The sequence below is a fragment of the Lichenicola cladoniae genome, assembly GCF_013201075.1.
In the GTDB taxonomy this organism is placed as follows: domain Bacteria; phylum Pseudomonadota; class Alphaproteobacteria; order Acetobacterales; family Acetobacteraceae; genus Lichenicola; species Lichenicola cladoniae.
On record NZ_CP053708.1, the window covers coordinates 3,936,036 to 3,959,416 of the forward strand.

At 65.4% G+C, this 23,381-nt stretch carries 25 protein-coding genes; 7 read left to right on the forward strand and 18 right to left on the reverse strand.

The features are described from left to right. Positions 1 to 50 precede the first annotated feature (50 nt). Positions 51 to 1,214 carry an MFS transporter gene (locus HN018_RS17800; RefSeq protein WP_171835257.1) on the forward strand — a complete coding sequence of 388 codons (1,164 nt, stop codon included), beginning with the start codon at positions 51 to 53 and terminating at the stop codon, positions 1,212 to 1,214. A gap of 70 nt (positions 1,215 to 1,284) precedes the next feature. Here HN018_RS17800 and HN018_RS17805 read toward each other — a convergent pair whose 3' ends face one another. The 3 genes from HN018_RS17805 to HN018_RS17815 form a co-directional block, all read right to left on the reverse strand. After that, positions 1,285 to 1,572 carry a pentapeptide MXKDX repeat protein gene (locus HN018_RS17805; RefSeq protein ID WP_204259568.1) on the reverse strand — a complete coding sequence of 96 codons (288 nt, stop codon included), beginning with the start codon at positions 1,570 to 1,572 and terminating at the stop codon, positions 1,285 to 1,287. 112 nt (positions 1,573 to 1,684) lie between these two features. Next, the gene (locus HN018_RS17810; RefSeq protein WP_171835258.1) at positions 1,685 to 2,443 is read right to left on the reverse strand and encodes a molybdopterin-dependent oxidoreductase; all 759 of its coding nucleotides are present in this window, start codon (positions 2,441 to 2,443) and stop codon (positions 1,685 to 1,687) included. Continuing rightward, positions 2,440 to 3,087 carry a cytochrome b/b6 domain-containing protein gene (locus tag HN018_RS17815; RefSeq protein ID WP_338033988.1) on the reverse strand — a complete coding sequence of 216 codons (648 nt, stop codon included), beginning with the start codon at positions 3,085 to 3,087 and terminating at the stop codon, positions 2,440 to 2,442. Before HN018_RS17815 ends, HN018_RS17810 begins: the two co-directional genes overlap by 4 nt. A gap of 141 nt (positions 3,088 to 3,228) precedes the next feature. Here HN018_RS17815 and msrB point away from each other — a divergent pair, with 141 nt between their 5' ends. The 3 genes from msrB to HN018_RS17830 all read left to right on the forward strand — a co-directional run bounded on the left by msrB (position 3,229) and on the right by HN018_RS17830 (position 5,049). Then, positions 3,229 to 3,753: a peptide-methionine (R)-S-oxide reductase MsrB gene (gene msrB, locus HN018_RS17820; RefSeq protein ID WP_171835260.1), complete on the forward strand. Its 525-nt coding sequence runs from the start codon at positions 3,229 to 3,231 to the stop codon at positions 3,751 to 3,753. Between the two features lie 134 nt (positions 3,754 to 3,887). Beyond that, positions 3,888 to 4,418, forward strand: coding sequence for a sigma-70 family RNA polymerase sigma factor (locus HN018_RS17825; RefSeq protein ID WP_239478796.1), 531 nt, complete (start codon positions 3,888 to 3,890; stop codon positions 4,416 to 4,418). Next, positions 4,408 to 5,049, forward strand: a complete 642-nt coding sequence (locus tag HN018_RS17830) for an NrsF family protein (RefSeq protein WP_171835261.1) — start codon at positions 4,408 to 4,410, stop codon at positions 5,047 to 5,049. The genes HN018_RS17825 and HN018_RS17830 overlap by 11 nt, the downstream gene beginning before the upstream one ends. Before the next feature lie 23 nt (positions 5,050 to 5,072). Here HN018_RS17830 and HN018_RS17835 read toward each other — a convergent pair whose 3' ends face one another. The 4 genes from HN018_RS17835 to HN018_RS17850 are packed head-to-tail and all read right to left on the reverse strand — an operon-like array spanning position 5,073 to position 9,799. Further along, the gene (locus HN018_RS17835) at positions 5,073 to 6,005 is read right to left on the reverse strand and encodes an ABC transporter permease (RefSeq protein ID WP_171835262.1); all 933 of its coding nucleotides are present in this window, start codon (positions 6,003 to 6,005) and stop codon (positions 5,073 to 5,075) included. Further along, a complete protein-coding gene (locus HN018_RS17840; RefSeq protein WP_171835263.1) occupies positions 6,002 to 7,108 on the reverse strand; it encodes an ABC transporter permease in 1,107 nt (368 codons plus the stop codon). Before HN018_RS17840 ends, HN018_RS17835 begins: the two co-directional genes overlap by 4 nt. After that, positions 7,105 to 8,676 (reverse strand): ABC transporter ATP-binding protein, encoded by a 1,572-nt coding sequence (locus tag HN018_RS17845; protein WP_239478798.1) that lies wholly within the window; start codon positions 8,674 to 8,676, stop codon positions 7,105 to 7,107. The genes HN018_RS17840 and HN018_RS17845 overlap by 4 nt, the downstream gene beginning before the upstream one ends. Positions 8,677 to 8,692: 16 nt before the next feature. Then, entirely contained in the window at positions 8,693 to 9,799 is a 1,107-nt protein-coding gene (locus HN018_RS17850; protein WP_171835265.1) for a BMP family ABC transporter substrate-binding protein, read from the reverse strand. A 261-nt stretch (positions 9,800 to 10,060) separates the two neighbouring features. Between HN018_RS17850 and HN018_RS17855 the strand changes: the two genes are divergently transcribed. Further along, positions 10,061 to 10,435 (forward strand): hypothetical protein, encoded by a 375-nt coding sequence (locus tag HN018_RS17855; RefSeq protein WP_171835266.1) that lies wholly within the window; start codon positions 10,061 to 10,063, stop codon positions 10,433 to 10,435. A gap of 42 nt (positions 10,436 to 10,477) precedes the next feature. Here the strand turns inward: HN018_RS17855 and HN018_RS17860 are convergent, their stop codons facing one another. Further along, entirely contained in the window at positions 10,478 to 10,975 is a 498-nt protein-coding gene (locus tag HN018_RS17860; protein WP_171835267.1) for a YciE/YciF ferroxidase family protein, read from the reverse strand. A gap of 160 nt (positions 10,976 to 11,135) precedes the next feature. Here HN018_RS17860 and HN018_RS17865 point away from each other — a divergent pair, with 160 nt between their 5' ends. Then, entirely contained in the window at positions 11,136 to 12,011 is an 876-nt protein-coding gene (locus tag HN018_RS17865; RefSeq protein WP_171835268.1) for a bestrophin family protein, read from the forward strand. 5 nt (positions 12,012 to 12,016) lie between these two features. Here HN018_RS17865 and HN018_RS17870 read toward each other — a convergent pair whose 3' ends face one another. Further along, the gene (locus HN018_RS17870; RefSeq protein WP_171835269.1) at positions 12,017 to 12,181 is read right to left on the reverse strand and encodes a hypothetical protein; all 165 of its coding nucleotides are present in this window, start codon (positions 12,179 to 12,181) and stop codon (positions 12,017 to 12,019) included. Positions 12,182 to 12,356: 175 nt separating this feature from the next. Here HN018_RS17870 and HN018_RS17875 point away from each other — a divergent pair, with 175 nt between their 5' ends. Then, complete coding sequence (locus HN018_RS17875; protein WP_171835270.1) at positions 12,357 to 12,662, forward strand: alkylphosphonate utilization protein; 306 nt, start codon at positions 12,357 to 12,359, stop codon at positions 12,660 to 12,662. 15 nt (positions 12,663 to 12,677) lie between these two features. Here HN018_RS17875 and HN018_RS17880 read toward each other — a convergent pair whose 3' ends face one another. The 9 genes from HN018_RS17880 to HN018_RS17920 form a co-directional block, all read right to left on the reverse strand. Continuing rightward, entirely contained in the window at positions 12,678 to 15,629 is a 2,952-nt protein-coding gene (locus HN018_RS17880) for a ligand-binding sensor domain-containing diguanylate cyclase (RefSeq protein ID WP_171835271.1), read from the reverse strand. Positions 15,630 to 15,821: 192 nt separating this feature from the next. After that, positions 15,822 to 16,007: a hypothetical protein gene (locus HN018_RS17885; RefSeq protein WP_171835272.1), complete on the reverse strand. Its 186-nt coding sequence runs from the start codon at positions 16,005 to 16,007 to the stop codon at positions 15,822 to 15,824. Positions 16,008 to 16,589: 582 nt separating this feature from the next. After that, positions 16,590 to 17,474 carry an MBL fold metallo-hydrolase gene (locus HN018_RS17890; RefSeq protein ID WP_171835273.1) on the reverse strand — a complete coding sequence of 295 codons (885 nt, stop codon included), beginning with the start codon at positions 17,472 to 17,474 and terminating at the stop codon, positions 16,590 to 16,592. A gap of 64 nt (positions 17,475 to 17,538) precedes the next feature. Further along, positions 17,539 to 18,312, reverse strand: coding sequence for a response regulator (locus tag HN018_RS17895; RefSeq protein ID WP_171835274.1), 774 nt, complete (start codon positions 18,310 to 18,312; stop codon positions 17,539 to 17,541). A gap of 8 nt (positions 18,313 to 18,320) precedes the next feature. Further along, a complete protein-coding gene (locus HN018_RS17900) occupies positions 18,321 to 19,100 on the reverse strand; it encodes an SDR family oxidoreductase (RefSeq protein WP_171835275.1) in 780 nt (259 codons plus the stop codon). After that, positions 19,097 to 20,071, reverse strand: a complete 975-nt coding sequence (locus HN018_RS17905) for a sugar-binding transcriptional regulator (protein ID WP_171835276.1) — start codon at positions 20,069 to 20,071, stop codon at positions 19,097 to 19,099. Before HN018_RS17905 ends, HN018_RS17900 begins: the two co-directional genes overlap by 4 nt. A gap of 12 nt (positions 20,072 to 20,083) precedes the next feature. Continuing rightward, positions 20,084 to 20,848: an SDR family oxidoreductase gene (locus HN018_RS17910; RefSeq protein ID WP_171835277.1), complete on the reverse strand. Its 765-nt coding sequence runs from the start codon at positions 20,846 to 20,848 to the stop codon at positions 20,084 to 20,086. Between the two features lie 45 nt (positions 20,849 to 20,893). Further along, positions 20,894 to 22,384, reverse strand: a complete 1,491-nt coding sequence (locus HN018_RS17915; protein ID WP_171835278.1) for a sugar ABC transporter ATP-binding protein — start codon at positions 22,382 to 22,384, stop codon at positions 20,894 to 20,896. A 60-nt stretch (positions 22,385 to 22,444) separates the two neighbouring features. Then, positions 22,445 to 23,380 carry a sugar ABC transporter substrate-binding protein gene (locus HN018_RS17920; protein WP_171835279.1) on the reverse strand — a complete coding sequence of 312 codons (936 nt, stop codon included), beginning with the start codon at positions 23,378 to 23,380 and terminating at the stop codon, positions 22,445 to 22,447. Position 23,381: the final 1 nt, after the last annotated feature.

Genomic DNA, 23,381 nt, shown 5'->3' on the forward strand with positions numbered 1-23,381 from the left:
GGGCCGGACGGGTCGACCGCACGGCCTTAGGCCCCGACGGAGGCACATCCATGACATCGAGACCGGACCGAATGATGATCCTGTCGTTGGGCTGGCTGCTTTTCGCCGTTATGTTCCTGGTGTTCGGCACCAACCTGCAGGGGGTCCTGCTGCCCATTCTGGGCCACGAGCGTGGCAGCAGCATGGTGCTGATCGGCCTATTCTCGGCAGGCTGGTCGATGGGCTTCGTGCTCGCCTGCATCTGCGTCGGGCAGATGCTTGGCCGGTTCGGTCATGTCCGCGCCTTTCTCGGCCTCGCGCTGGTCTCCGCGGTTGCCACGGCCCTGCTGCCATTGTTCCCCAACGACTGGGCCTGGGTCGGACTGCGGGTGATCACCGGGTTCTGCTTCGGCGGCCTGTCGGCGATCGTCGAGGGCTGGCTGGTCGAACAGGCGGGCAGCGGCATCGGCTTTGCGAGTTACATGGTGGTAAACCTGCTGGCCTCGCTGCTTGGAACGCTCAGCCTCGGTGTCGTCGATGTCGCCGCAGCAACGCCGTTGCTGCTGGCGGCGGCAGCGGTGGCGCTCTCCGCGGTGCCCATCGCATTCGGGCGGTTGCCGCGACCGCCCATTCGTCCCGTCTTCCGGCCGCGTCTCGGCCTGCTGATGCGCCGGTCACCGCTGGGCACGGCCGGCTGTATCGGCGCGGGCGTCATCACCGGTGTCATCGGTGGCCTGGCGCCGGTGTTCGGCATGATGTCGGCGCTGTCGATGCGCGCCGACACGCTGATGCTGGCAGCCAACTCGATCGGTGGCGCGATCGCCTACCTGCCGTTGAGCATGCTGGCGGAGAAACTGGGGCAGCGGACCCTGTTGACCGGCGTGATCCTGCTGGGCCTGCTGGTCTGTGCGCCGCTGGCGCTGATGCCGCATCTGCCGCCGGCCGCCCTCATCGGCCTGATGGGAGCCTTCGGCTTCGCGCAGTATCCGATCTATGGACTCTGCGTCGGTATCGCCAACCGCGAGGCCCCGGATCGTCCGGCGGCCCACATCGCCGGCGAACTCGTGCTGCTGTTCGGGCTGGGAACCATCGTCGGACCGCTGGTCGGATCGCAGGTGCTGCGCGGCGGCACCGCCTCGCTTTTCGTGTTCGTGGCGTTCGTGCTGGTGCTTCTGCTGATCGGGTCGATCGGACTCAGGCCGCGTGCGGTGAGCCATCCACTGGCGGAAGCGTAGGATCGACAGTCGGCGCAAATTTGGGGGGCGGGCAAGGCTAGGTAGAAACGCCTTGCCCGATGGCGGTGTTTTACTTCGGCTCTGCGGGGGCCGCCATCTTGTCGTTCGCCATGCTGTCATGGGCCATGGCATCGTGCTTCATCGCGCTATGCGTCATGGCACCGGATGACATCTTGTCATGGGCCATGGAGCCGCCCGGCGCTGCCATCTTGTCATGCGACATGCTGGAATGTGACATCGAGGATGCCGGTTTCTGCATCGTGTCCTGTGCGTACGCCGTGAAGGACACAGAGCCTGCCATCATGACGATGGCGGAGAAGACGGAAAGACGCTTGGACATAACGAGATCCTCGATCATGCAGGATCGTCGCGGTTGCGACGATAACCTGCCTGTTCATTCGCCGGCGTCGTTCCGGCGGTTACATGAAGATGGTAGAATCCCGAATGTCGTCGAACGGTCATCCAACGACTTATGATCCACTGAACCAGTTGTAGCCCTGGTTTTCCCAGTAGCCGCCGGGGTTATGGTTGGTGATTGTGATGGCCGCAATATATTTCGGATTCTTGATGCCGAGCTTGGTCGGCATCCGCAGCTTCAGCGGCGCGCCATAGGCCGGCGGAAGTGGCGAGTCTCCATAGTCCAGCGCCATGATCGTCTGTGGATGCAGCGCCGTCGCCATGTCGATACTGGTGAAGTAATCATCGAAGCATTTGAAGCCGACATAGCGCGCACGGAGATCCGCACCGATCCTTTTCAGAAAGACCGAGAACGGCACGCCGGACCAGTCGCCGATCGCACTCCAGCCTTCGATGCAGATGTGACGGGTGATCTGCCTCTGCTGCGGCAACTCGCGAAGCTGCGCCAGCGACCAGGGACGTCGATCGGCGATCTGGCCCGAGAGTTCGAGACGCCAACTCGCGGCATCGACGGTACGGATGTCGGCCATCCCGTAATAGGCATTGAACGGGAACGGCTTGGTGATCGCGCCGGGTGGGAACGTTGCGGCAAGATGGTCATTGCTGAACAGGGCCGCCTGGACCTTGTCGTTGAAGCGCGACATGATTTTCAACGCCTCATCGACGGAGTCGCCATCTTCCAGGTTGCATCCGGTCAGCATCGACAAGGCGCCGAGCGACAGGGCACTGCGCAGCATCAGCCGGCGTTCGATCTTGACCAGGTCGGGACGAACCTCGTCATAGGTCGGGCGGACCCGCCTGAACGGGTTCATGATGCGGTCTCCCGGTCGATCGGTTCGGCGACCCGGCCGCCGGTGATCATGCTGCGCAATGTCGACGGGACCAGAGCAACCAGGGCCAGATGCACCACGATGAAGCAGACGATCAACACCATCATGGTGAAATGGATCACCCTGGCAACCGCATAGCCGCCGAATATCCACGACAGGAAACCGAGCTGGACCGGCTTCCAGATCGACAGGCCGGTGATCACGGTGAGCACGATGACAACCAGCACACCGGAATAAAGCAGCCGCTGCACCGCGTTGTAGTGACCTTCGCGATGCGCCAGGCGCAGGGTCAGCGCGGCGACGATGTCGCGCAGGATCGCGCGCGGCCCGACCGGTCTGATATCGCGCCGGAAATGGCCGCTGCCGAAACCATAGACCAGATAGATCGCACCGGCGGCGGCCAGGGCCCACATGGCGGCGAAGTGCCAGTTCAGCGCACCGCCCAGCCAGCCGCCGATCGTCGCCCATTCCGGGAACGTAAAGGGCAGGATCGGCGATGCATTGTAGATCCGCCAGCCGCTCATGATCATGCAGACCATCGCGGCGGCCGAAATCCAGTGAGTCAGGCGTACGATGGCAGGATGCGCCCTCGGCGCCCGCCCTGGTTTTCGATGCATCTGGTTCATGATTGGACGACCCCCGTTGGTCCGGCATTCGGCGGGGCGGAGGATCCGGTTACGACGGCCGGAAACATTTCGGCGCACCGTACTGTAACCGCCGGGGTGCCGCCGCGAATACCATGTGGAAGCTGGAGAGCGGCGGGACGGATGATGCGACACGATCGACGGGACATCTTGATCAAGGGCGTGGCTTTTCTGGGCGTCGTGGCCGCGGCACGCGGTGCACTGGCCGCGCCGCCGATGGCCACGACCGCGACCGTCGGCGGTTCGGAGGCCCATCCATACGCCGTGGTCCACACCGAGGCCGAGTGGCGCCGCCTGCTCAGCCCGGGCCAGTTCGAGGTGCTCCGGCAGGCCGGCACCGAGGTTCCCTGGTCCAGCGCGTTGCTGAAGGAGAAGCGCCACGGCCGCTTCCTGTGCGCCGGCTGCAGGCGGCCCAAATTCGACGAGGCCACGAAGTTCGAGAGCGGGACCGGTTGGCCGAGCTTCTGGCAGCCGATCGGCGGAGAGGTTCTCGTGGCCACCGACACGAGCTTCGGCATGGACCGGTCGGAGGTGCATTGCGCGACCTGCGGCGGGCATCTCGGCCATGTGTTCGATGATGGCCCGAAACCGACCGGTCTTCGCTACTGCATGAACGGCATTGCCCTGGAGTTCCGGGCCGATGCATGACCGCGGACACATGCGAGCCGAGCGATAGTCCCGGACCGGCCATGTTGCGGCGTCGGTTCGACGGTCCTATCGTACCCGAATCGTCCTGGTCATTATCGGGCAAATCCGGATCCAAGGGATCAGCAGGACATGGTGTGAGCGATCGCGGCTGGACCGAGATGATGGCGGCGGCGCAATCCGGCAACGCCGCCGTCTATCGGCGCCTGCTCGGCGAAATCGACCCGTGGCTGCATCGTTACTTCGTGCGGCGCCTGCCGCCGGCGATGGTGGACGATGCCGTGCAGGACACGCTGCTTGCAGTGCACGAGAAGCGCCATACCTATGAGCCATCGAGGCCGTTCGAACCGTGGCTCGGCGCGATCGCCCGCTACAAATGGATCGACCGGCTGCGAGCGATGAAATCGTCCCGGACCGAGGAACTGACGACTGACATTGCCATTCCCGATCATGAAGATGCAGTCACCAGCGCCAGGTCGCTGGAACGACTGCTCGATGAATTGAAGCCCGCGCAAGCCGATGTCATTCGCCTGGTCAAGCTGCAGGGCCTGAGTATTCAGGAGGCATCGTCGCGCACCGGGCAGACGATGTCGCTGGTGAAGGTCAATATCCACCGTGGCCTCGGCCGGCTGAGCTCGTTGGTACGGAAGCGCGCCGATGTCGAATGAATTCCTGATCGATCGGCTGACGGTCGGTCTCAAGCCCGTGCGGCCGCGCAAGCCGGTCATCGACGGGGTCATCATCGGCGGCATCTGCCTGCTCGAGCTGATCCTGTTCCTGGGCATGGGTGCGACGCGTCCCAACATGCCGCTTGCCATGGTGCAGCCGTCCTTCTGGTGGAAGCTGACCGGGCTCGGCCTGATCGCCCTGTTCAGCGGCGCGGCAGCGGTCATGTCGTTCGACCCGGTCCGCTCCCCACGCCGCGGGCTGATCGCGGTGGTGGCGCTGGTGGCGATCTGCCTGGGTGCCGGGTGGATGATCGATGCCGGGCGCGGCGGCTGGGGCGCAGTGGTTGGCCGCCTCGACTGGCGCAACGGGATCTGGTGCGTCCACGACATGACGCTGCTGGCGATACCGCCGGTCATGGGCCTCGGGGTGCTCATGCAGCGCGGCGCTCCGACCGACCGGAAGGGCACCGCCTGGATGGTCGGGATCGCCGCCGCCGCCTGGGGTGCGTTCGTGTTCGTGTTCGCCTGCCCGTTCGACGATCCGCTCTATACGGCGGTCTGGTACAGCGTCGGATGCGGGATCGTCACGGTCGTATCGCGGCTGGCACTCCCGATCCTGACCCGCTGGTAGCGGTGCCCTGCAGGACCGTGGCCTCAGCGCTGGTCCCGGTAGTAGGGCACCCCGAGTGCCGCGGGGGCGGACAGGGTGAAACGGCCGCGGGCGAGCAGGGCCGGCAGGATCATGAACAGCATCGTCACGAGATAAGGCAGCATCGACAGGAAGGCCGACGGGATGCCCCAGTTGCGGGCCTGCGCCAGGTAGCCGAGCGCGTTGACCAGGCCAAACAGCAGCGCCCCGCCGACGATGCGCCAGGGGCGGTAGCCGGCAAAGATCACCAGCGCCACCGCGATCCAGCCACGGCCGGCAGTGACCCCGTCGGACCAGGAGGGCACGAAGCCGAGGGTCAGGTAGGCGCCGGCGGATGCGGACACCGCCGCGCCCAGCACGACATAGATGAAGCGTAACGGGATCACGCGGATGCCGGCGGCGTCGCAGGCAGCGGGGTTCTCGCCGATGGCGCGGAGCGTCAGGCCATGGCGGGTGCGGAACAGCAGCGCCTGCAGAACGAACGGCAGGATCAGGTACGTCAGGTAGACCAGGATGTTCTGGTCGAACAAAGCCGGCCCGATGATCGGCAGGCGATCGAGCAGCGGGATCGGCAGGGCCTCGAACGTCGCCGCAGCCGGCTGTCCTGCATAGGTCCGGCCGATGGTGGCCGCGAGCCCAAGGCCACCCATGGTCAGCGCCATGCCGCACAGGACCTGGCTCGCGCGCGCCAGCACCGTGGCAACCGCGAACAGGCTTCCCGCAACCGCGCCGACGGCCAGTGCGGCGAGAAAGCCGATATACGGATCATGGGTGGCGGCCACGGTGGCGATTGCGGTGACGGCACCGAGCGCCATCAGCCCCTCGACGCCGAGGTTCAGCACACCGACGCGTTCGGCCAGTAATTCGCCCAGCCCGGCCAGGGCAAGCACGCCGCCGGACAGGATGGCGGTGTTGAGCAGCCCGGACACGATGTTCATGCTGCGGTCCTGGCGGATAACGGAGCCGGCGCACGCGGGTGCAGGACGACCACGCGGTAATGGGCCAGGCGCTCGCCGATCGCGGCGAACATCAGGATCAGCCCGGTGAGTGCCACCGACGCGCTGGCCGGGATGCCGTGGGTCTGCAGCACGGTGCCGGCGTTCAGCACCAGTGCCATCAGCAGGCCGGTGACGATCGCGCCAACCGGCGACGAAGCGGCAAGCACGGCGACGATGATGCCGACATAGCCATAGCTGTTGGACAGGCCGGATTGCAGCCGGTGCACCGTGCCGGCGAGTTCCAGCATGCCGCCGATGCCGGCGATGGCGCCGCCGATCAGCATCGCCTCCAGCAGCCGGCGCCGGACGCGCATGCCGGCATAGGCGGCGGCGTTGCGGTTGGCGCCGCAGATGCGCAACTCGTAGCCCCAGCGCGTGAACCGGAACGCCAGGGCGGTGACGACCGCGAGCGCCACGGAGACCGCGATTCCCCAGTGCACGCCGCCGAGATGCCAGTCGTGCGGCAGCTTCGGGATCGCGTACGGGATGCGCGGCGACTGGGCGGTGACCGAGCTGTGCTGGTCGCGCCAGGGGCCGGTGGCGAGATAATCGACCAGCAGGCGGGCGACGAAGTTCAGCAGCAGCGTGGTGATGATCTCGCTGGTGCCGAGGGTGAGGCGGGCCAGTGCCGGCACGGCGATCCAGGCGGCACCGCCCAGTGCGGCCGCGATCCCCATTAGGACCAGCATCGGCAGCAGCGGCCAGTGCGGGCCATACAGGCCGACGCCGGCAGCACAGATGGCACCGACGAAGAACTGCCCGTCGGCGCCGATGTTCCACAAGCCGACACGCAGCATCAGCGCCACCGAGAGCCCGCACATCACCAGCGGCGAGGCCAGCAGCAGCAGATCCTCGAAGCCGTACCGGCTGCCGAGGCTCTGGTGCAGGACCTGGCCGCCGAGGGCCAGCGGATGCAGGCCCAGCAGGCTGAGCAGGAGACCGGCGACCAGCACCGCGGCCAGGCCCGAGGCCAGATAGGCGCCGACGCGCAGGCTGCCGGAAATGGAGGGAACACGCTGGATGGTCCAGGTGGTGCGGGTCACAGCGCGATCGCTCCGGCCGGATGGGAGGCGGTCTGGCCGCTCATCAGCAGGCCGAGCCGTTCGGGATCGGCCTCGGCGGCGGGCAGGATGCCGGCGATGCGGCCGGCGAACAGCACGGCGATGCGATCGGCATGCTCGAGCAACTCCTCGATCTCCTCCGAAATCAGCACCACGCCGACGCCCTGGGCACTCAGCCGGTGCATCGCCGCATGCAGCGTGGCGACCGCGCCGATATCGAGACCGCGGGTCGGATACGCGGCGACCAGCACACGGCTGGCGATGCGTGTCTCGCGCTGCGCCACCAGGCGCTGCTGGTTGCCGCCCGACAGGTTGCGGACCGGCATGTCGGGGTCGCGACGGTCCAGTTCGGCGTCGTCGATGATGCGCCGGGCCAGGATGCGCGCCCGGCCGGGACGGAAGGCGATGCCGTGCGAGACCGGAGGGCGCGCGTACTCGCGCAGCACCGCGTTCTCGGCGAGCGACAGGTCGGCGGCAAGCGCGGTCTTGAGCCGGTCCTCGGGGATGTGGCCGATGCCACGTTCGGCGAAATCGCGCGCGTCGGGCTGTGCTACCGGCACTCCATCGACAAGAACAAGGCCCTCGTCGGGGCGCAGGCAGCCGGTCAGGACTTCACTCAGGGCGCGCTGGCCGTTGCCCGCCACGCCGGCGATCCCGAGCACCTCGCCGGCCCGCACCTGCAGGTCGATACCGTCCAGCAGGACGATCCGCCGGGAGTCGCGCACGGTCACGCCCTGCAGTTCCAGCAGGACCGGCGCGTCGGGGCATACCCCCTGCCCTGCTTCCGGTGCCGTCGGCAGGCTGGTCTCGCCGATGATCAGGCGGGCCAGGGAGGCCCGGCTGGCGCCGGCGGTCGGCAGGCTGGCGACCGAGCGGCCGGCGCGCATGACGGTGACGTGGTCGGCGATCTCCATGACCTCGCCGAGCTTGTGGCTGATCAGGATGACCGAGTTGCCCTCGGCCCGGAACGCACGAAGTGCTGCGAACAGGACCTGCACCTCAGCGGGCGTCAGCACCGCCGTCGGTTCGTCGAGGATCAGGATACGCGCGCCGCGCGCCAGCACGCGCAGGATCTCGACACGCTGCTGCTCGCCGGCGGAAATGTCGGCAACATGGGCTGACGGGACCACGGTCAGGCCGAACCGCCGGACCAGCGCGGCGGTGCGTGCCTCCAGCACCGAGGCGGATGCGCGCCACGGCGTTTCGGACCAGCCGAGATGGATGTTCTCGGCCACGGTGAACGCCGGCACCAGCTTGAAATGCTGGTGCACCATGCCGATGCCGGTCGCGATCGCGACAGACGGGCTCTCGATCCGTCTCGGATGGCCCTCGATCAGGATGGTTCCGGCATCCGGCTGGTACAGGCCGGTCAGCACGTTCATCAACGTCGATTTTCCGGCACCGTTCTCGCCCAGCAGCGCGTGGATCTCACCGCCGGCGAGAGTGAAATCGACACCGTCATTGGCCAGCGCGCCGTAGAACGACTTGGTGATGCCGCGCAACGCCACCAGCGAGCCGCGCTGACTGTCCAGGTTGGAAGCGACGACCAAAACCCGTGTCGCCGGCTCAGGCGTTCTTGAGGCCGGTGACGCCTTCGACCGGCCAGCTCCAGGCGCTGCAGGCGGCATCGTTCATGCTCTCGCCCTGTCGCACGCGGACCTTGCCATCGATGTCCCTGATCTCGCCGACGAAGGGGTTCCAACCGCCGATGATTCGCGTACGGACTGCGTCCGCCTGCGCCGCCACATCGGGCGGCACGCTCCGTCCCCAGGCATCGCGATCGACACCGTGGCCGACCGGCAGCAATACCCCGTTACCTGCGGTCCAGCTGCCCTTGAGACGGCGGCCGATCTGGTCGTTGCAGTAGCCGTTCCAGTCCAGCAACAATGAGGTGATGTAGGCGTCCGGGCCCGACTTGCGCATGTCGGTGTTCCAGGTCGCACACTTGATGCCGGCTTTCTGGGCGACCTGCAGACAGGATGCATCGTCGAGATTGGTATAGATCAGGTCTACACCGTTCTGGATCAGCGCGGACGCGGCCTGTGACGCCGCCTGCGGATCGAACCAGCTGTTGATCAGGATCACCTGGGCCGTCGCATGCGGATTGACCGAGCGTGCACCGAGCAGGAACGAGTTGGCGCAGGCATAGACGGCCGGTACCGGGAAAGAGCCGACGAAGCCGAGGCGGCCGGACTTGCTCATCCGCGCGCTGGCGACGCCGATCACGTAGCCGATCATCCAGTGCTGGATATAGTACCAGCTTTCATTGTCCGACAGCCGGTGCCCGTTGCATTCGAGGAAGGCGACGTCGGGCGCATCGTCGGCAACGCTGGATAGCAGGTCGCCGTATTCCGAGGACGCGAACACGATGTTGGCGCCGTTCTCGACGAACTGGCGAAAGGTCCGGGTCGCATCCGCCGAAACCGGGATGCTCTCGACCTCCAGGAACTTCGCAGCCGGAAAGGCGGCCTTCGCAGCCAGCAATGCACGATGATGGGTCGAGCTCCAGCCGCCGTCCGAGATCGGGCCGATATGACCGAACGCGATGACCGCATCGTTCTCCGCGACCGCCGCCAGGGATGGTGCGGCGACCGCACGCCGGGTGTTCCATGCGGATGCCAGAGGGGCGGACGCGGCTGCAGCCAGCAGGGTGCGGCGGGTCAGGATCGGCATATCGGCGAGTCTCCGGTCAAAACCAACGGCCGCCTGTATGGCACGGTCACGGAACGATGGAACAGCGTCGGCCCGCCATCAACGGCGGCCTGCAAGAGGCGGATCGAGCAAGCGTCATGCCAGCCGCCCCTGGACATCATCGACCGCAGGCGAACCAGGTCTGCATGCCGCTTGGCGCTTTGTGAAGACAGGACCCGCCGGCTCGATTAACCTCGGCGCCGGAGACAGCCAACCTGGCTGGCCGGTGGGACTGGGTCATCCATGAACCGATTTGTGCTGGCCTTCGCCAGCTTTGCCGCGATGGCATCCGCGCCGGCCATGGCGAGCACGCCGACGGCGCCGACCCGACCGTCACCTGCCCAGTCGTCACCTGCCCAGTCGTCACCTGCCCAGTCGTCACCTGCCCAGTCGTCGGCGGTCCAGTCGTCGGCGGTCCAGTCATCACCCGCGATGAAGACCGCCGCGGTGACGCCCGATATCTCGTGCCCGGGTGATACGATCGTCTGGGTGAACGCTCGCAACCATGCCTACCACGTGCAGGGCGACCCGTATTTCGGACACACCAAGCACGGGAAGTTCGAGTGCAGGAAGGCGGCCGATGCCGAGCGCGGTCACCAGTCCGCCAGGACCCGATAGATCAGGACGGGGGCCGATGCCCCCGCCCCGACGGCTCCGGACCTATTTCGCGGCAGCCTTGGCGGTCTTCTCGACCAGCTTCGACGCGTATTCATCGGCCTTGTAGATGTCGGCGACGATCGCCCTGAGCTTGGCGACGTGGTCCTTCATGCCGAGCGCCTCGGCATAGGCGGTGGCGCAGCCGAACCCGGCGATCCCGTAGTGGCACATGCGCTGATACTGGGCGACGATCACGATATCCAGGAGCTCGCCATCCTCCGGCGCCTCTTTCGTGGTGTGCTTGAGGGCTTCCTTGACCAGCCCCTCCATGCCCTTGCAGTGCTCCTTCTCGACCTCCTCGTCGGCGTCCTTGAGCAGCGCTTTCAGGGTGTCGGCATGCTTGGCGATACCGGCGGTCGAGGCCTCGAGCGTCTGCTTGAGCTTCGGGTCATGGGCCTTCTGCGCCATCTGCTTGACGACCGCGATCATCTGGTCGTTCGCCGACCAGAGGTCCTTCATCTCGTCCGCGTAGATGTCCTTGAGGCTTTCAGGTGCTGACATGTCTTTGCTCCTCGTTGTATCCGAGCAGCTAGAAGCGGCGCAGGCCGGGATCGTTCATTCGGCATCTGCCCACGATTCACCTAATCAGCCGCTGGAGATATTGCGTGCGTCAGAGCAACACCCTCGTCCAGCCGTCGCCCGGCCTGTCCGGGCTGAGCAATTGATCGTCGATCGTCGGACCGGCGTCGCCCGGATGCTCACCGAGAGCCTCGGTTCCCTGGGGGCCCTGTTCGCCTGGGACATCATCGTCGTGTTGATATTCCAGCTCGCCCACCGGAGCTGGATGGACCAGCCGGCGCTGCCGGTCTCGCTGATCGGCTCCGCGCTGGTGCTGTTCATGAGCGTGCGCAACACCACGGCCTATAACCGCTGGTGGGAGGCCCGTACGTTGTGGGGCTCGGTGGTCAACAATTCGCGCAGCTTCTCGCGGCAGATGGCGACGTTGCTGGGCGGGGCGCCGGAACTGACCCGTGCGATGATCGGCTTCGGGCACGCGCTCCGCGGCGGGCTGCGCGGCGTCGATGTCACGCCGGAGGTGCAGCGCTTCCTGACACCCGAACTCGCAGCCCGGGTTCGGGGACGGCGAAACCAGGCAAACGCGATTCTGTACGAGATCGGCGTGCTGGTCCGGGTTCAGGCGCTCGAACGAAAAATCCATCCGGCGGCTCAGGCCGAGATCGACCGCATGCTGTCCGACCTGGCCAATGCGCAGGGCGGCCTGGAACGCATCCGGAACACGCCGCTGGCGATCCAGTTCTCGACCTTGCCCCGCCTGCTGGTCCGGGTGTTCTGCCTCATCCTGCCGCTCTCGATGGTGCAGGATCTCGGCTGGATCACCCCGTTCGGCTCGACGCTGGTGGGCTTTCTGTTCGTCGCTCTCGACGAGATCGGTGGGGATCTCGAAAGCCCGTTCGAGGACAGCCCGCATGCGGTACCGATGCTGGCGATCACCAGGACGATCGAGATCGACCTGCTGCAGGCACTGGACGAACCGGCGCCGGAGCCGATGCTCCCGGCCAGAGGCGTGCTACCGTAAAGGCTTCAGCTGGCCCAGAAATAATGGACGATATCGACCAGGGCCGCGGCCGAAATCGGCATCACCAGCAGGCAGATCGCGCAGAACAGGAACAGGAAGCCGAACACCCTGTCTCCGGTGGGCCTCGGTTGCTTGCGACCGGCATTGAAATCAGTCCCGTCGAACGGCACGGGCTATCCTCCCTCGATTTGGCTAAAACCGCTTCCAGCGCGCAATGGTTGCATCCCGTTTCGGTCAACTGACGGTTTGGCCGATCCGGGGTGCTTCCCCGCGGATCACAAGGGCCGCCGCAACGATATCGCGCCATCCGATCGAAACAGCCTGCTTCATGCGACAGGAGCTGACATGACAGACACGAGCGGCGACTACACCTACGACGAGGCGACCGGAGAATGGGGGCCGCCACCCGCGCCGGTCGCCATCCCGAGGACGAGCAGGGCAGACGTCCGCGACGCGGCCGGGACCGTTCTCGCCGATGGCGATTCGGTCGCCCTGATCAAGGACCTGAAGGTGAAGGGCACGAGCCAGACCCTGAAGCAGGGCACTGTCATCAGGTCGATCAGGCTTACCGACGATGAACACGAGATCGACTGCCGCTTCGAGGGGATCAAGGGCCTGGTTCTTCGGTCCGAGTTCGTGCGCAAGCGCTGAGGCGCGTTCGACCGGTCAGAGAGCCGGCCCGGGACGCTGCACGGCAACGGCCGGCTTGCCCGGATCGACCGAACGGCTTTCGACGACACGGTCGCGACCAGCCTCCTTTGCCTCATACAGCGCGGTGTCAGCGCGGCCGACGAGCGATTCCCAGTCGTCGCCCGGAACCACCCACGACAAGCCGATCGAGCAGGTCAGGCGGATTACGGTGCCGGCCGCGCTGAAGGTATTCTCCCGGAACGCGCGATGCAGGTTCAGCACCCGCTTGGCACCGGCGCCGTCGGCATCCTGCAGGACGAGCAGGATCTCCTCGCCGCCGTATCGTCCGGCATGCTCGCCGTCGCGCATGGTTCCCGAAACGAGGCGGCCGATTGATCGAAGCACGTCGTCGCCGCCTAGATGGCCGTACTTGTCGTTCACCTGCTTGAAGTGATCGATATCGATCAGCGCCACGATCATCTCGCCGCCGACCGCGCCGCCCGACAGCTTGGCGGCAAGCCGCCGCTCCACCTCGGACCGGTTGAGCAGGCCGGTCAGGCTGTCATGGGCGGCCTGATAACGCAGCTGCGCGGTTGCTTCGGCAACATGGCGCTGGAGCTCCGCCTGTCGGACCAGGATAGCCCAGAACCGGAGGCGCATCGCGCCATACACGAACGCGACGCCACCCAGGACCCAGAGCGCCTCGGACCACCAGCGGCGCCACCATGGATAGGCGATGTCGACGGTGAGCTCGGTCGGGGTGGAAGACCGATGGGTCAGCTTGTCGTAGCTGACCACGGTCAGCAGATGACGACCGGGCGGGACGGACGGATAGCGCACAATGCCGGAGGATGATTCCGCCCAGTCCGCATCCACGCCCGAGAGGCGATAGCGGAACAGGATGGACCGCTCGGCACCATAGTTGGGCGTGCCGAACTGCAATGACAACGCGGCATTACTGTAGGGCAGCATGTCGCCCCTGACCGGGAGCGTGCCGAGATAGGCACCGCTTATCAGTGCAGTGATCGGGCGATCCGTGAACATCTGGTCTGGATTTAGAAGATGGGACAGACCGTGGCTCGTCACGATCCACATCGAGCCGTCCGGATCTTCCCTGATGCCGCCCTGGGACACATCGTTCGACAGCAAGCCGCCGTCCGCATCGACGGAAACCCAATGCTGACCGTTGAATACGGAAACACCCAGCGTCGTTCCGGTCCACACCCAGCCCCGGTGGTCCACCATGACGGTAAAGACGGAGTTGCTCTGGATATCGGCAGTGGCAATGGGGTGAAACGACAAAACCTGGTCGTTCGCCACGACAAGTCGAAAGAGGCCCCCTGGACCACCAACCCATAGAGTTTTGTCGCCACCCATGACAAGTGTGATCAGCTCGAACGCATCGCTTGGCCAGACGCCACCAACCGCAATGTCGCTCATGTCATGGTGCAGGTGTCGAAGGCGATTGCCGGACAGATAGAACACTCCTCCGGACCCGTCCCTCATGAGGGCGGGCACTGCCGTGTGAAGCGATCCGACCTGCGTGGCCCGGAGCGGCATGCCCTGATGAGTATCGACGCGAAACAATCCAGCTTCCGTACCGATCCAGACCACCCCATGAGGATCAGAAACAATCGTGTCGACGGGAGGCGTATTGAGGCGGGTCACCGAGTTGTCCACAGTGTCGATAACCTCTACGCCGGCGGAGGCGGCGGACGTCCAGAGCTTGCCTTCGGGTCCGGCCGCAACCGCAAACGATGGACCGGGAATCACTCGGCCTATCTGGAGGCGTGAGCCAATGCGGACGATTTCGTCAATCCCGGTATCGGTAGCCAGCCAAGCCGAGCCGTTGGGAAGGTTGGCCAACATCCAGGACATGCCATCAGATACGCCTTCGGTCTTGTCGAGCGTCTGCCAGTGTCCGTAGCCTAACCAGCGAACTAGACCACCTCCGTAGATTTGAAGCCAAAACTGACCTGTCGCATCGGTCATGGCGCCGACGATAGTTCCGGGGGGCGCCCCATCCTCTACTGTGATTGCGCGCCATCCGCTTGCCTCGAGAACCGCAAGTCCGTGATTGGTCTGCGTCACGAGGCGACCGTCGGGAGTTCTGAACAGGCCAAGATAGGAAGCGTAGATAAGGTAGCGATCACCCTGGTCAGGAAGAACGACAACATTCCATTGTTGAGACCCAGGATTAAGTGTCGCGACAGACGTGAGCGAGCGCGCCGCAATGGAATCACCACTGCCGGCAACAACATCCAACCAGTTGCCGCCCTGCAGTCCTTGTGCAACTCCGTAACATTTCACATCACCAGGATCGGCCCTGCACAACCGTCCATCATCAAGCGCTTCCCAGAGAGCCCCTTGGACCGAGAAGACCGAAAGCGCTCCGGCGAGAAGCACCTGCTCTCCCGGATCATAGCTCATGGTCTCCACATGAGGCGATCCACTGTCCGGGACAATGATACGCAAGGTCGCATCGCCAGCGAGAAGCACGAACCCGCCCTGCCAAGGTACTAGGTGGTGCGGCTTGTTATTTGAAAACGACACGCCTGGATGAAGAGCTTTGTGAAACCGAAGCAAGCTAGGTGCGTGAGAGGCGTCGGACACACGATCGGAGATCAAAATCTCATCTGAGTATGTGACGGCGATCCGTCCGTTGGACGTGATTGCGAGCCCGTAGACGGTCCCGCCTTCGCGCAAACCCTGATCGGGTCCCAGATTGACGAACCGCCGGCCGTTGTAGGCGAACACGCCATGTTCACTGCAGACAAGTATATAGCCTGCGTGGTCCTGGATCATGCAGGCACCACCGACACTGGCAAGCCCCTGGTCTGCATCGTAAGTTCGAAAGGTCGAACGCGCGGCATGAGCTGGTATGGCAAATGATGATATGCCCAGCATCACCAGCAACGCGCCCGAGATGGTCTTTAAAATCCGACCTAGTATCGGACGTATGCATGCGATGTCCGTGGTCTTGAGCATCCCATGACAGTCAAGGCCAAGTGTGGAGACACCTCATCATAGAGCCTTGGCGATGCAATACAACCGGTCAGGGGATCCGGCCGCTCTCTGAATATTTAGATTCTTTTGATAAACGAGGCCAACTGCCAGGCGACATCTGACAGGTGGCTCAACGTTGCAGCAAAATAGATTAAAGGACCTTATTACAAGTCTTTAGGTGGGGTAGTGGTGCCCGACATAGGGGTCGAAGCTCGCGACGTTCATCGGCTGGGCGTGGCTCGTGACGGCCGCAATGGCCTGGCGAGCATGCTGGTCGTGAGCGATCGTTGACAGAGCGATGACCGCAACAAAAGTAAGCGCAGATGCGTGGGATACGACGCGACGAAGACGAGCGGTCATGTTTAGTTCTCCGGGCTGCGGACACTTTGTCCACTGACAAACCTGACACTAGCTAGAACAGATGACCAAATCAACAACCAAGAAAAGTAATATTAGAGAAATATAAAGAAATCGTTAAACTTTCCAAAATATAGAGTTATTATAACGTTATTATCTACATGCACACTGTTGGGTTCTGCATGCTTTTAATTCGTACGTTGGATCGACTGGATACGAATAGTATGTAGAGGCTGACCTATTGGGCGCTTGGCAGGACAGGTATTGATCCCTCGACACGGAGCAATGTCGGATCTCAACTCGCGAGATTGCTTCAGGCGAATTCGAAACAGCATTATCGCTAACGAAAATTTGATCAATAGGAAGGCGGGGAATCATCAGTTTGGAAGCCAAGCGGGCGTCGGCCGCACGATCATGACCCGATCCTGCCGGACAGATCGATCAGCACGCCTGTCTCCCGCTAGTTACGGTAACGTAACAGTCCTGTAGCCACGCCTTCTCCCTGGGAGACCCAGCACCGGTTCTGCTCCCCCAACTTGTTACAGAACCGTTACGGCCGCCGGGGTCGCTTCTTCCTGAGGCAGTTCAGGGTGACGCGTAGGCGGAGCCATCCTCGGCGCGTGCCGGATGCAGCTCGTAATGGGGATGCGGCGGATGGGCGAGCTGGTCGAAACGGCGCGCCAGTTCACGCAGCCCGGCGCGAACGACCGGGCCATGCACGGCCATGCCGTGACCGGTCAGGAGATACTCCGGCTCGAGCTGCGCCAGAATCTCGACCGAACGACGCGCCGCCGGCCAGTCCTGGGTGAAGTACATCGGCGGCCCATGCAGTTCGGTCTCCGCGGTCAGCACCGCATAGGCGGATTCCTGTGCCGTCGTGATCACTGCGTCGGCTGCGAGCAGCATCCGGTCAGCCTGGCGCCAGAGCGAGACGTGGCCGACCGAATGGCCGGGGGTATGAACCCAGCGCCAGCCGTCCATATGCGACACGCTGCCATCCGCAGGCAGGGCCTGCAGCCGGCTCCCGACATTCACCGGCCCGCGCGGATAGAGCGGCGAGGCCAGCGACATCAGGCCGCCGCCGATTTTCGGATCCGGCGGCGGATAGGCGGCACTGCCATCGAGATACGGATGTTCGAGCTGATGCGCATACACCGGCACGTCCCAGTGATCGGCGAGCTCTTCCAGCACGCCGACATGATCGAAATGCCCGTGCGTCTGGATGATCGCCAGCGGACGCGCCAGGATACCGAAACGATGGGCGGCGGCCGCCATGATCGTGGCCGCGGTATCCGGCAGGCCGGTATCGATCATGACCCAGCCGCGGTCGCCGGCGCCGGCCGGACCGATGAACACCACATTGACCAGGGTCAGCCGGAGATAGGCCACATCCGGCCGCACCTCGATGACACCGTTGCCGGTATCGGTGCCGATCACCGAAGAGGCATCGAGGGGGATCTGCTGGGTCATCGCGCGTCACTCCTGCAAGCAACATTGACACGCGGAAGCGCCGGGTCCGGTTTCCCGGCGGATACTACAAAACGGCGGGGTCGGCGTCCGGATCCGGACGGCTCATCCGGTAGCCGATGCCGGGCTCGGTCTCGATCAGGCGGGCGGCGGCCGGGCCGAGCTTCTGCCTGAGATGGCCGATATAGACCCGGAGATACTGTACATCCTCGACATGGGCCGGTCCCCAGACCGTGGCGAGGAGCTGACGGTGGGTCATGATCCGGCCCTCGTGGCGCATCAAAAGAGCCAGCAGGCCATGCTCGCGCGGACTCAAAGGGACCGGGACGCCGTCCACCCTCACCTCGTGCCGGGCGGCGTCGAGCCGGACCGGCCCGATGACCAGCTTCTCGATCGAAGCCGGCGTCACGTTCGAATCCGCGCCGGCAAGGGTGCCCCCGGTCCGGCCGTGCCGCAACGTGGCGCGCAGACGGGCCAGGAGTTCGCCCAGGCCGAACGGCTTCTCGACGTAATCGTCGGCGCCGGCATCGAAAGCGGCGATCTTCTCGGCCTCGCGATCGCGGGCCGACAGCACGATCACCGGCACGGCGGAAAAGCGGCGCAGCTTTTCCAGCACCAGCTTGCCGTCCATGTCGGGCAAACCGAGATCGAGCAGGACCGCGTCGGGCGATTGCGAAGCAGCCAGCCGGAGCGCTTCCGCCCCGTCGGCCGCCGACAGGCTGCGATAGCCCGCAGCTTCCAGGGCCGGACGCAGGAACCGGTGGATCTGCTTCTCGTCGTCGATGATCAGGACGGTCGGGTGATCGCTCGGGAGGCTGGTTTCGGGCTCGCTCGTACTCATGCCCGATCCTACGACATGATCAGGCCGCCATCGACGTTGATGGTCTGGCCGGTGATGTAGCTCGCATCCGGGCCGGCCAGGAACGAGACCAGGCCGGCGACATCCTCGCCCTGCCCGGCCCGCCCCATCGGGATGTTGTCCACCCACTCCTGCATCAGAGCCCCGGGCGCGTAATCGCCGAGCAGCTTGCCCCAGGCCTGGTCGTTATAGGCCCACATGTCGGTCTCGATGATGCCGGGACAGAAGGCGTTGACGGTGATGCTCTCCTTCGCGACCTCCTTCGCCAGGCTCTGGGTGATGCCGATCACCCCGAACTTGCTGGCGGCATAGTGCGGCGTGAAGATGAAGCCCTGCCGCGCCTGGCCGGACGCGGTGTTGATCAGCCGGCCGCCGCCGCCGTGCTTGCGGATGCGCGCGATGGCCTCGCGGCAGCACAGGAACACGCCCTTTGTATTCACCGCCATCACCTTGTCCCACTCGGCCTCGGTCAGGTCCTCGACGCGGGCGATGGTGATCACCCCGGCATTCTGCACCGAGATATCGACCCGGCCGAACGCGCGCTCGGCCTCGTCATACAGGCGGGTGACGTCGGCAGAGCTGGTGACGTCGATCTCGACCGAGATCGCACGGCCGCCATTGTCGGTGATGCGCGACGCGACGTCCGCGACCAGGCGTTCGTTGGCGGCAAGCACCACGGCGGCCCCGTCCCGGGCGAGGCGCGCGGCGATGGCGGCACCGATGCCGCGGCTGGCGCCGGTGATGACGGCGACCTTGTTCTCGAGGCTCATGGAAAAGCTCCTTGTTCGGGTGCGGCATCGAGCCGGGCGGCGGTGAACTGGTCGGTGACGAGCACGTCGATCAACCGGCCCCGCAGCACGGCGAGCAGTGCCTGGTGCTTGCGCTGGCCGCCGGCGACGCCGACCACGCGCGGGATCGCATGCAACTGCTCGAGCGTGATGCCGATGACACGCCCCTCGATCGGGGATCGGATCGGCTGCCCGTCGGCATCGAAGAAATGCAGGCACAGGTCGCCGACCGCGCGCAATGCGCGCAGCTCCTGCAGTTCGGCGGCAGTGAACACGTTGCCGCTGTCGGCCAGCAGCTTCGACGGCTCCAGCCCGCCAACGCCGACCAGCGCCATGGTGATGCGGCCGAACTCCGCCAGGGTGGAAGCCACGAACGGGTCGGAGACCAGCGCCTTCTGCACCTCGATCGACCCGGCGACGCCCTGGGTCGCCAGCAGCATCGGTTCGGCCCCGGTGATGCGGGCGAGCCGGGTGGTGAGCGCGGTCGCGTGGCGCTGCACCGCCGGATTGCCCATGCCGCCCAGGATCTGCACCACGCGGGCCGCCTGCAGGCGACGGCCGGGATCGAGATTATCGACCATGCGCAGCAGGCTCTCGCTCCAGGACGAGATGCCGATGATCTCGCCGGGCTGCAGCGTCGCCTCGAGATATTGCGCGGCGGCCTCGCCGATGCGCGACAGGATCTGTTCCTCGCGATCCTCGCCGCATTCGGCCACCACCACTTCGGACAGGCCGTAGCGCCCGACCAGCCGTTCCTCGAGCTCCGGGAAAGTCCCGGACGGGGTATCGACGGTGATCCGGACCAGCCCCTCGTCCCGTGCGCGCTTCAACAGGCGCGAGACCCCGGCTTGGGAGATACGAAGACGCTTTGCGATCTCGGTCTGCCTGACATCCTCGAGATGGTACATGCGGGCGACCCGGGCGATCAGTCGCAGCTCGTCAGACCGTGCCATCCCGCAATCCGTTCACCAGCAGCAGAAACCGCCATCGACCAGCAGGTCGACGCCGGTGCAGAACGACGCAGCCTTGGAGGACAGGAAGATCGCCGGACCGACCAGCTCGTCGACATCTGCCATGCGGCCAAGCGGCGTGTCGGTCTCGAACAGCTTTACCTGTTCGGCGACCTCGGGGCGAATATTCATCGGCGTCGCCGTGTAGCCCGGGCTGATGGTGTTCACCCGGACGCCGCGATCGGCCCATTCCATCGCCAGGCTTTTCGACAGATGGATCACCGCCGCCTTGGATGCGTTGTAGTGCGCCTGCAGCAGGCCGCGATTGACGATCACTCCGGACATCGATGCGATGTTGACGATCGATCCACGCCGGTTCGGCAGCATCGCCCGCGCTTCCGCCTGGCAGGACAGGAACAGGCCGGTGACGTTGACGTCGAACATACGCTGCCACTGCGCCCGCGCCATTTCTTCCGCCGGCGCCGCGTTGGCGATCCCGGCGCAGTTCACCGCGAGCGCCAGGGGCCCGAGCGCGCCCTGCAGCGTCCCGATTGCCGCGGCGATGGACGCCTCGTCGGTGACGTCGCCGCGCAACGCCAGCGACCTGCGTCCGAGCGCCTCGATGCGCGCCACGGTCTCGCCGAGGCCGGGGCTGGCCGACATGTCGAAACAACCGACATCCGCACCCGCTTCCGCCAGGCCGACCGCGATCCGTTGCCCGATGCCGCTGCCGGCGCCTGTAACGAACGCGACATCACCGGTCAGATCGAAGAGCTTCATTGTCTTATCCTAAGTAGGTCGAAAACCGGCTAGGCCGGATCATTTTCAGGCGGTAGCCAGTTCCATGACCTTGACGTTCGTCGCCTCGTCGCGCGGCAGGACACCCATCTGGCGGCCGCGTGCCAGGACCATGATCCGATGTGCCAGGCCCAGGACCTCCTCGAGATCGGACGACACCACGATCACCGCCATGCCCTCGGCGGCGAGCTCGGCAATCACCTCGTAGATCGCCGCGCGGGCGCCCATGTCGATGCCGCGGGTGGGCTCGTCCAGGATGAACACGCGCGGATTGCGGGCGACCCAGCGGGCGATCACCACCTTCTGCTGATTGCCGCCGGACAGCGATCGCGCGGTCTGTTCGGGACGACCCTTCACGCCAAGGCGCTGCACCAGCTTGGCGGCGAAGTCATGCACCGCGTCGGGCATCAGCCAGCCTGCTTTGGCCAGCCGGTCGCTGTTGCCGAGTGCGAGATTGTCGGCGATCGAATGATCCAGCACGACACCCTGGCCCTTGCGATCCTCCGGCACCAGGACGATGCCGCGCCGGATCGCCTCGTCCGGCCGTCCCAGCCGCAGTGGCGCGCCGTCCAGAGTTATGGTTCCGGAAGCGACCGGGTCGGCGCCGGCGATCGCACGCACGAGCTCGGTGCGGCCAGCACCGACGATGCCGGCAATGCCGAATACCTCGCCGGCCTGCACACTGAAGCTTACGTCCTTGAACGCGCCGGTCGCGGAGGTCAGCCGGTCGATCCGGATGACTTCCTTGGTTGTCGGCGCCTGCATGATCGGGAAGATCCGGTCGATCGAACGGCCGACCATGTCGCGCAGCAGCGTGCTGACCGGCACCTGCGCGGTGTCGTGTGTCGCCACCATGTGTCCGTCGCGCAGCACCACCACGCGGTCGGCGATGCGGGCGATTTCTTCCAGCCGGTGACTGACATAGATGAAACTGACCCCCTCGCTCTTGAGGCGGCGTATCTGGGTGAACAGCTGTTCCGTCTCGGCAAGCCCGAGGGCTGCGGTGGGCTCGTCCAGGATCAGCAGGCGGGCGCCAAGCGTGAGCGCCTTGGCGATCTCGACCTGTTGCTGGGCCGCTACGGAAAGGCCGCGGACCGGGCGCATCGGCGAAACGTTCAGGCCCAGGGCGCGAAGATGCTCGCCGGCGCGCTCGTTCATGAACGCACGGTCGATCGCACCGGCCCGCATCGGCAACCGGCCGACGAACACGTTCTCGGCGATCGAGAGGTCCGGCAGCAGCCGCATCTCCTGGTGGATCAGCCCGAGCCCATGCCCGATCGCGTCGCCGGGGGATGTCGGGGTGTAGGCCGCCCCTTCCCACTGCATCGCGCCCCGGTCGGGTGGGATCAGGCCGGAGATGATCGAGGACAGGGTCGATTTGCCGGCACCGTTCTCACCGAGCAGGGCCACCAGCTCGCCTTCGCGTACGTCGAGATCGATGCCGTGCAGGACAGCGACTGTGCCGAACGACTTGGTGATGCCGCGCAGGCTGAGACGGACCGGACCGGGTTGAGTCATCGCATTGCTCCTGGCGGCATCAAGGCGAACGGGCCAGGGCGACGCCCTGGCCGATCGGCATCAGGGGTGCTTGGCGAGGAACGGCGCCACATTGGCCTTGGTGGTCAGCACCGCCTCCTGAAGCTGCTGCGCCGGCACCGGCTTGCCGGCGATCAGGTCGAGAGCCGAATCGACCGCAAGCTTGCCCATGAACTGCGTCTTCTGCGTCATCGTGGCGGCCAGCGTGCCCTTCTGGACTGCCTTCAGGCCGGCGACGTCGCCATCGAAGCCGACCACCATGACCGGATGGTCCAGGTTGCCGACCTTGACGGCCTGTGCTGCACCGAGTGCGAGACCATCGGCGCGGCCGAAGAACACGGTGATGCCCGGATGCCGCTGCAGCATGTCCTGGGCGATCGAGAAGCCCTCGCTCTGCGACCATTCCTGGCTCGCCTGCTTTGCGACCACGTCGAGGCCGGTGCAGCTGGCGAGCGCATCGCTGAAGCCCTTGTTGCGATCGTTCTCCGGGGTGGTGCCGATCTGGCCCTGGATGATCGCGACGTGGCCCTTGCCGCCGGTCTCCTTGCAGACGAACTCGCCGAGGGTGTGCGCCGCCGCCACGCTGTCGGTCGCGATGAAACTGGTCGCCGGCGCATCGGGAGCGTTGCGGTCGACGGCGATGACCGGGATATGCGCCTTCTCGGCTGCACGCACCGGCACGCCGGCGGCGGTGGCGCCGGCCGGGATATAGATGATCGCCTTGACGTTGCGGGTGATCAGATCCTCGATCTGGTTGACCTGGGTGGCAGAGTCGCCGTGTGCATCGACCACGATCACGTCGGCGCCGCGCACCTTCGCTTCGGCGGTGACGGCCTGCTTGATCTGGTTGAAGAAGTCCGCCTGCAGGTTTGCCACCGCGAGTCCGATGGTCGGCCGTGTCTGCGCCATGGCCGGCACGGAGGCCGACAGGATGGCGGTGGCGGCGAACGTGGCGGCAAGTGTCTTGATCGTGGACATA

Coding starts and splice junctions, on each gene's coding strand:
- HN018_RS17850 (WP_171835265.1), bottom strand. CDS start 9,799: ATGCCGATCCTGACCCGCCGCACCCTGCTGGCTGCAGCCGCGTCCGCC.
- HN018_RS17835 (WP_171835262.1), bottom strand. CDS start 6,005: ATGAACATCGTGTCCGGGCTGCTCAACACCGCCATCCTGTCCGGCGGC.
- HN018_RS17855 (WP_171835266.1), top strand. CDS start 10,061: ATGAACCGATTTGTGCTGGCCTTCGCCAGCTTTGCCGCGATGGCATCC.
- msrB (WP_171835260.1), top strand. CDS start 3,229: ATGATGCGACACGATCGACGGGACATCTTGATCAAGGGCGTGGCTTTT.
- HN018_RS17890 (WP_171835273.1), bottom strand. CDS start 17,474: ATGACCCAGCAGATCCCCCTCGATGCCTCTTCGGTGATCGGCACCGAT.
- HN018_RS17900 (WP_171835275.1), bottom strand. CDS start 19,100: ATGAGCCTCGAGAACAAGGTCGCCGTCATCACCGGCGCCAGCCGCGGC.
- HN018_RS17800 (WP_171835257.1), top strand. CDS start 51: ATGACATCGAGACCGGACCGAATGATGATCCTGTCGTTGGGCTGGCTG.
- HN018_RS17910 (WP_171835277.1), bottom strand. CDS start 20,848: ATGAAGCTCTTCGATCTGACCGGTGATGTCGCGTTCGTTACAGGCGCC.
- HN018_RS17860 (WP_171835267.1), bottom strand. CDS start 10,975: ATGTCAGCACCTGAAAGCCTCAAGGACATCTACGCGGACGAGATGAAG.
- HN018_RS17885 (WP_171835272.1), bottom strand. CDS start 16,007: ATGACCGCTCGTCTTCGTCGCGTCGTATCCCACGCATCTGCGCTTACT.
- HN018_RS17895 (WP_171835274.1), bottom strand. CDS start 18,312: ATGAGTACGAGCGAGCCCGAAACCAGCCTCCCGAGCGATCACCCGACC.
- HN018_RS17880 (WP_171835271.1), bottom strand. CDS start 15,629: ATGCTCAAGACCACGGACATCGCATGCATACGTCCGATACTAGGTCGG.
- HN018_RS17905 (WP_171835276.1), bottom strand. CDS start 20,071: ATGGCACGGTCTGACGAGCTGCGACTGATCGCCCGGGTCGCCCGCATG.
- HN018_RS17875 (WP_171835270.1), top strand. CDS start 12,357: ATGACAGACACGAGCGGCGACTACACCTACGACGAGGCGACCGGAGAA.
- HN018_RS17810 (WP_171835258.1), bottom strand. CDS start 2,443: ATGAACCCGTTCAGGCGGGTCCGCCCGACCTATGACGAGGTTCGTCCC.
- HN018_RS17830 (WP_171835261.1), top strand. CDS start 4,408: ATGTCGAATGAATTCCTGATCGATCGGCTGACGGTCGGTCTCAAGCCC.
- HN018_RS17815 (WP_338033988.1), bottom strand. CDS start 3,087: ATGAACCAGATGCATCGAAAACCAGGGCGGGCGCCGAGGGCGCATCCT.
- HN018_RS17805 (WP_204259568.1), bottom strand. CDS start 1,572: ATGATCGAGGATCTCGTTATGTCCAAGCGTCTTTCCGTCTTCTCCGCC.
- HN018_RS17915 (WP_171835278.1), bottom strand. CDS start 22,384: ATGACTCAACCCGGTCCGGTCCGTCTCAGCCTGCGCGGCATCACCAAG.
- HN018_RS17920 (WP_171835279.1), bottom strand. CDS start 23,380: ATGTCCACGATCAAGACACTTGCCGCCACGTTCGCCGCCACCGCCATC.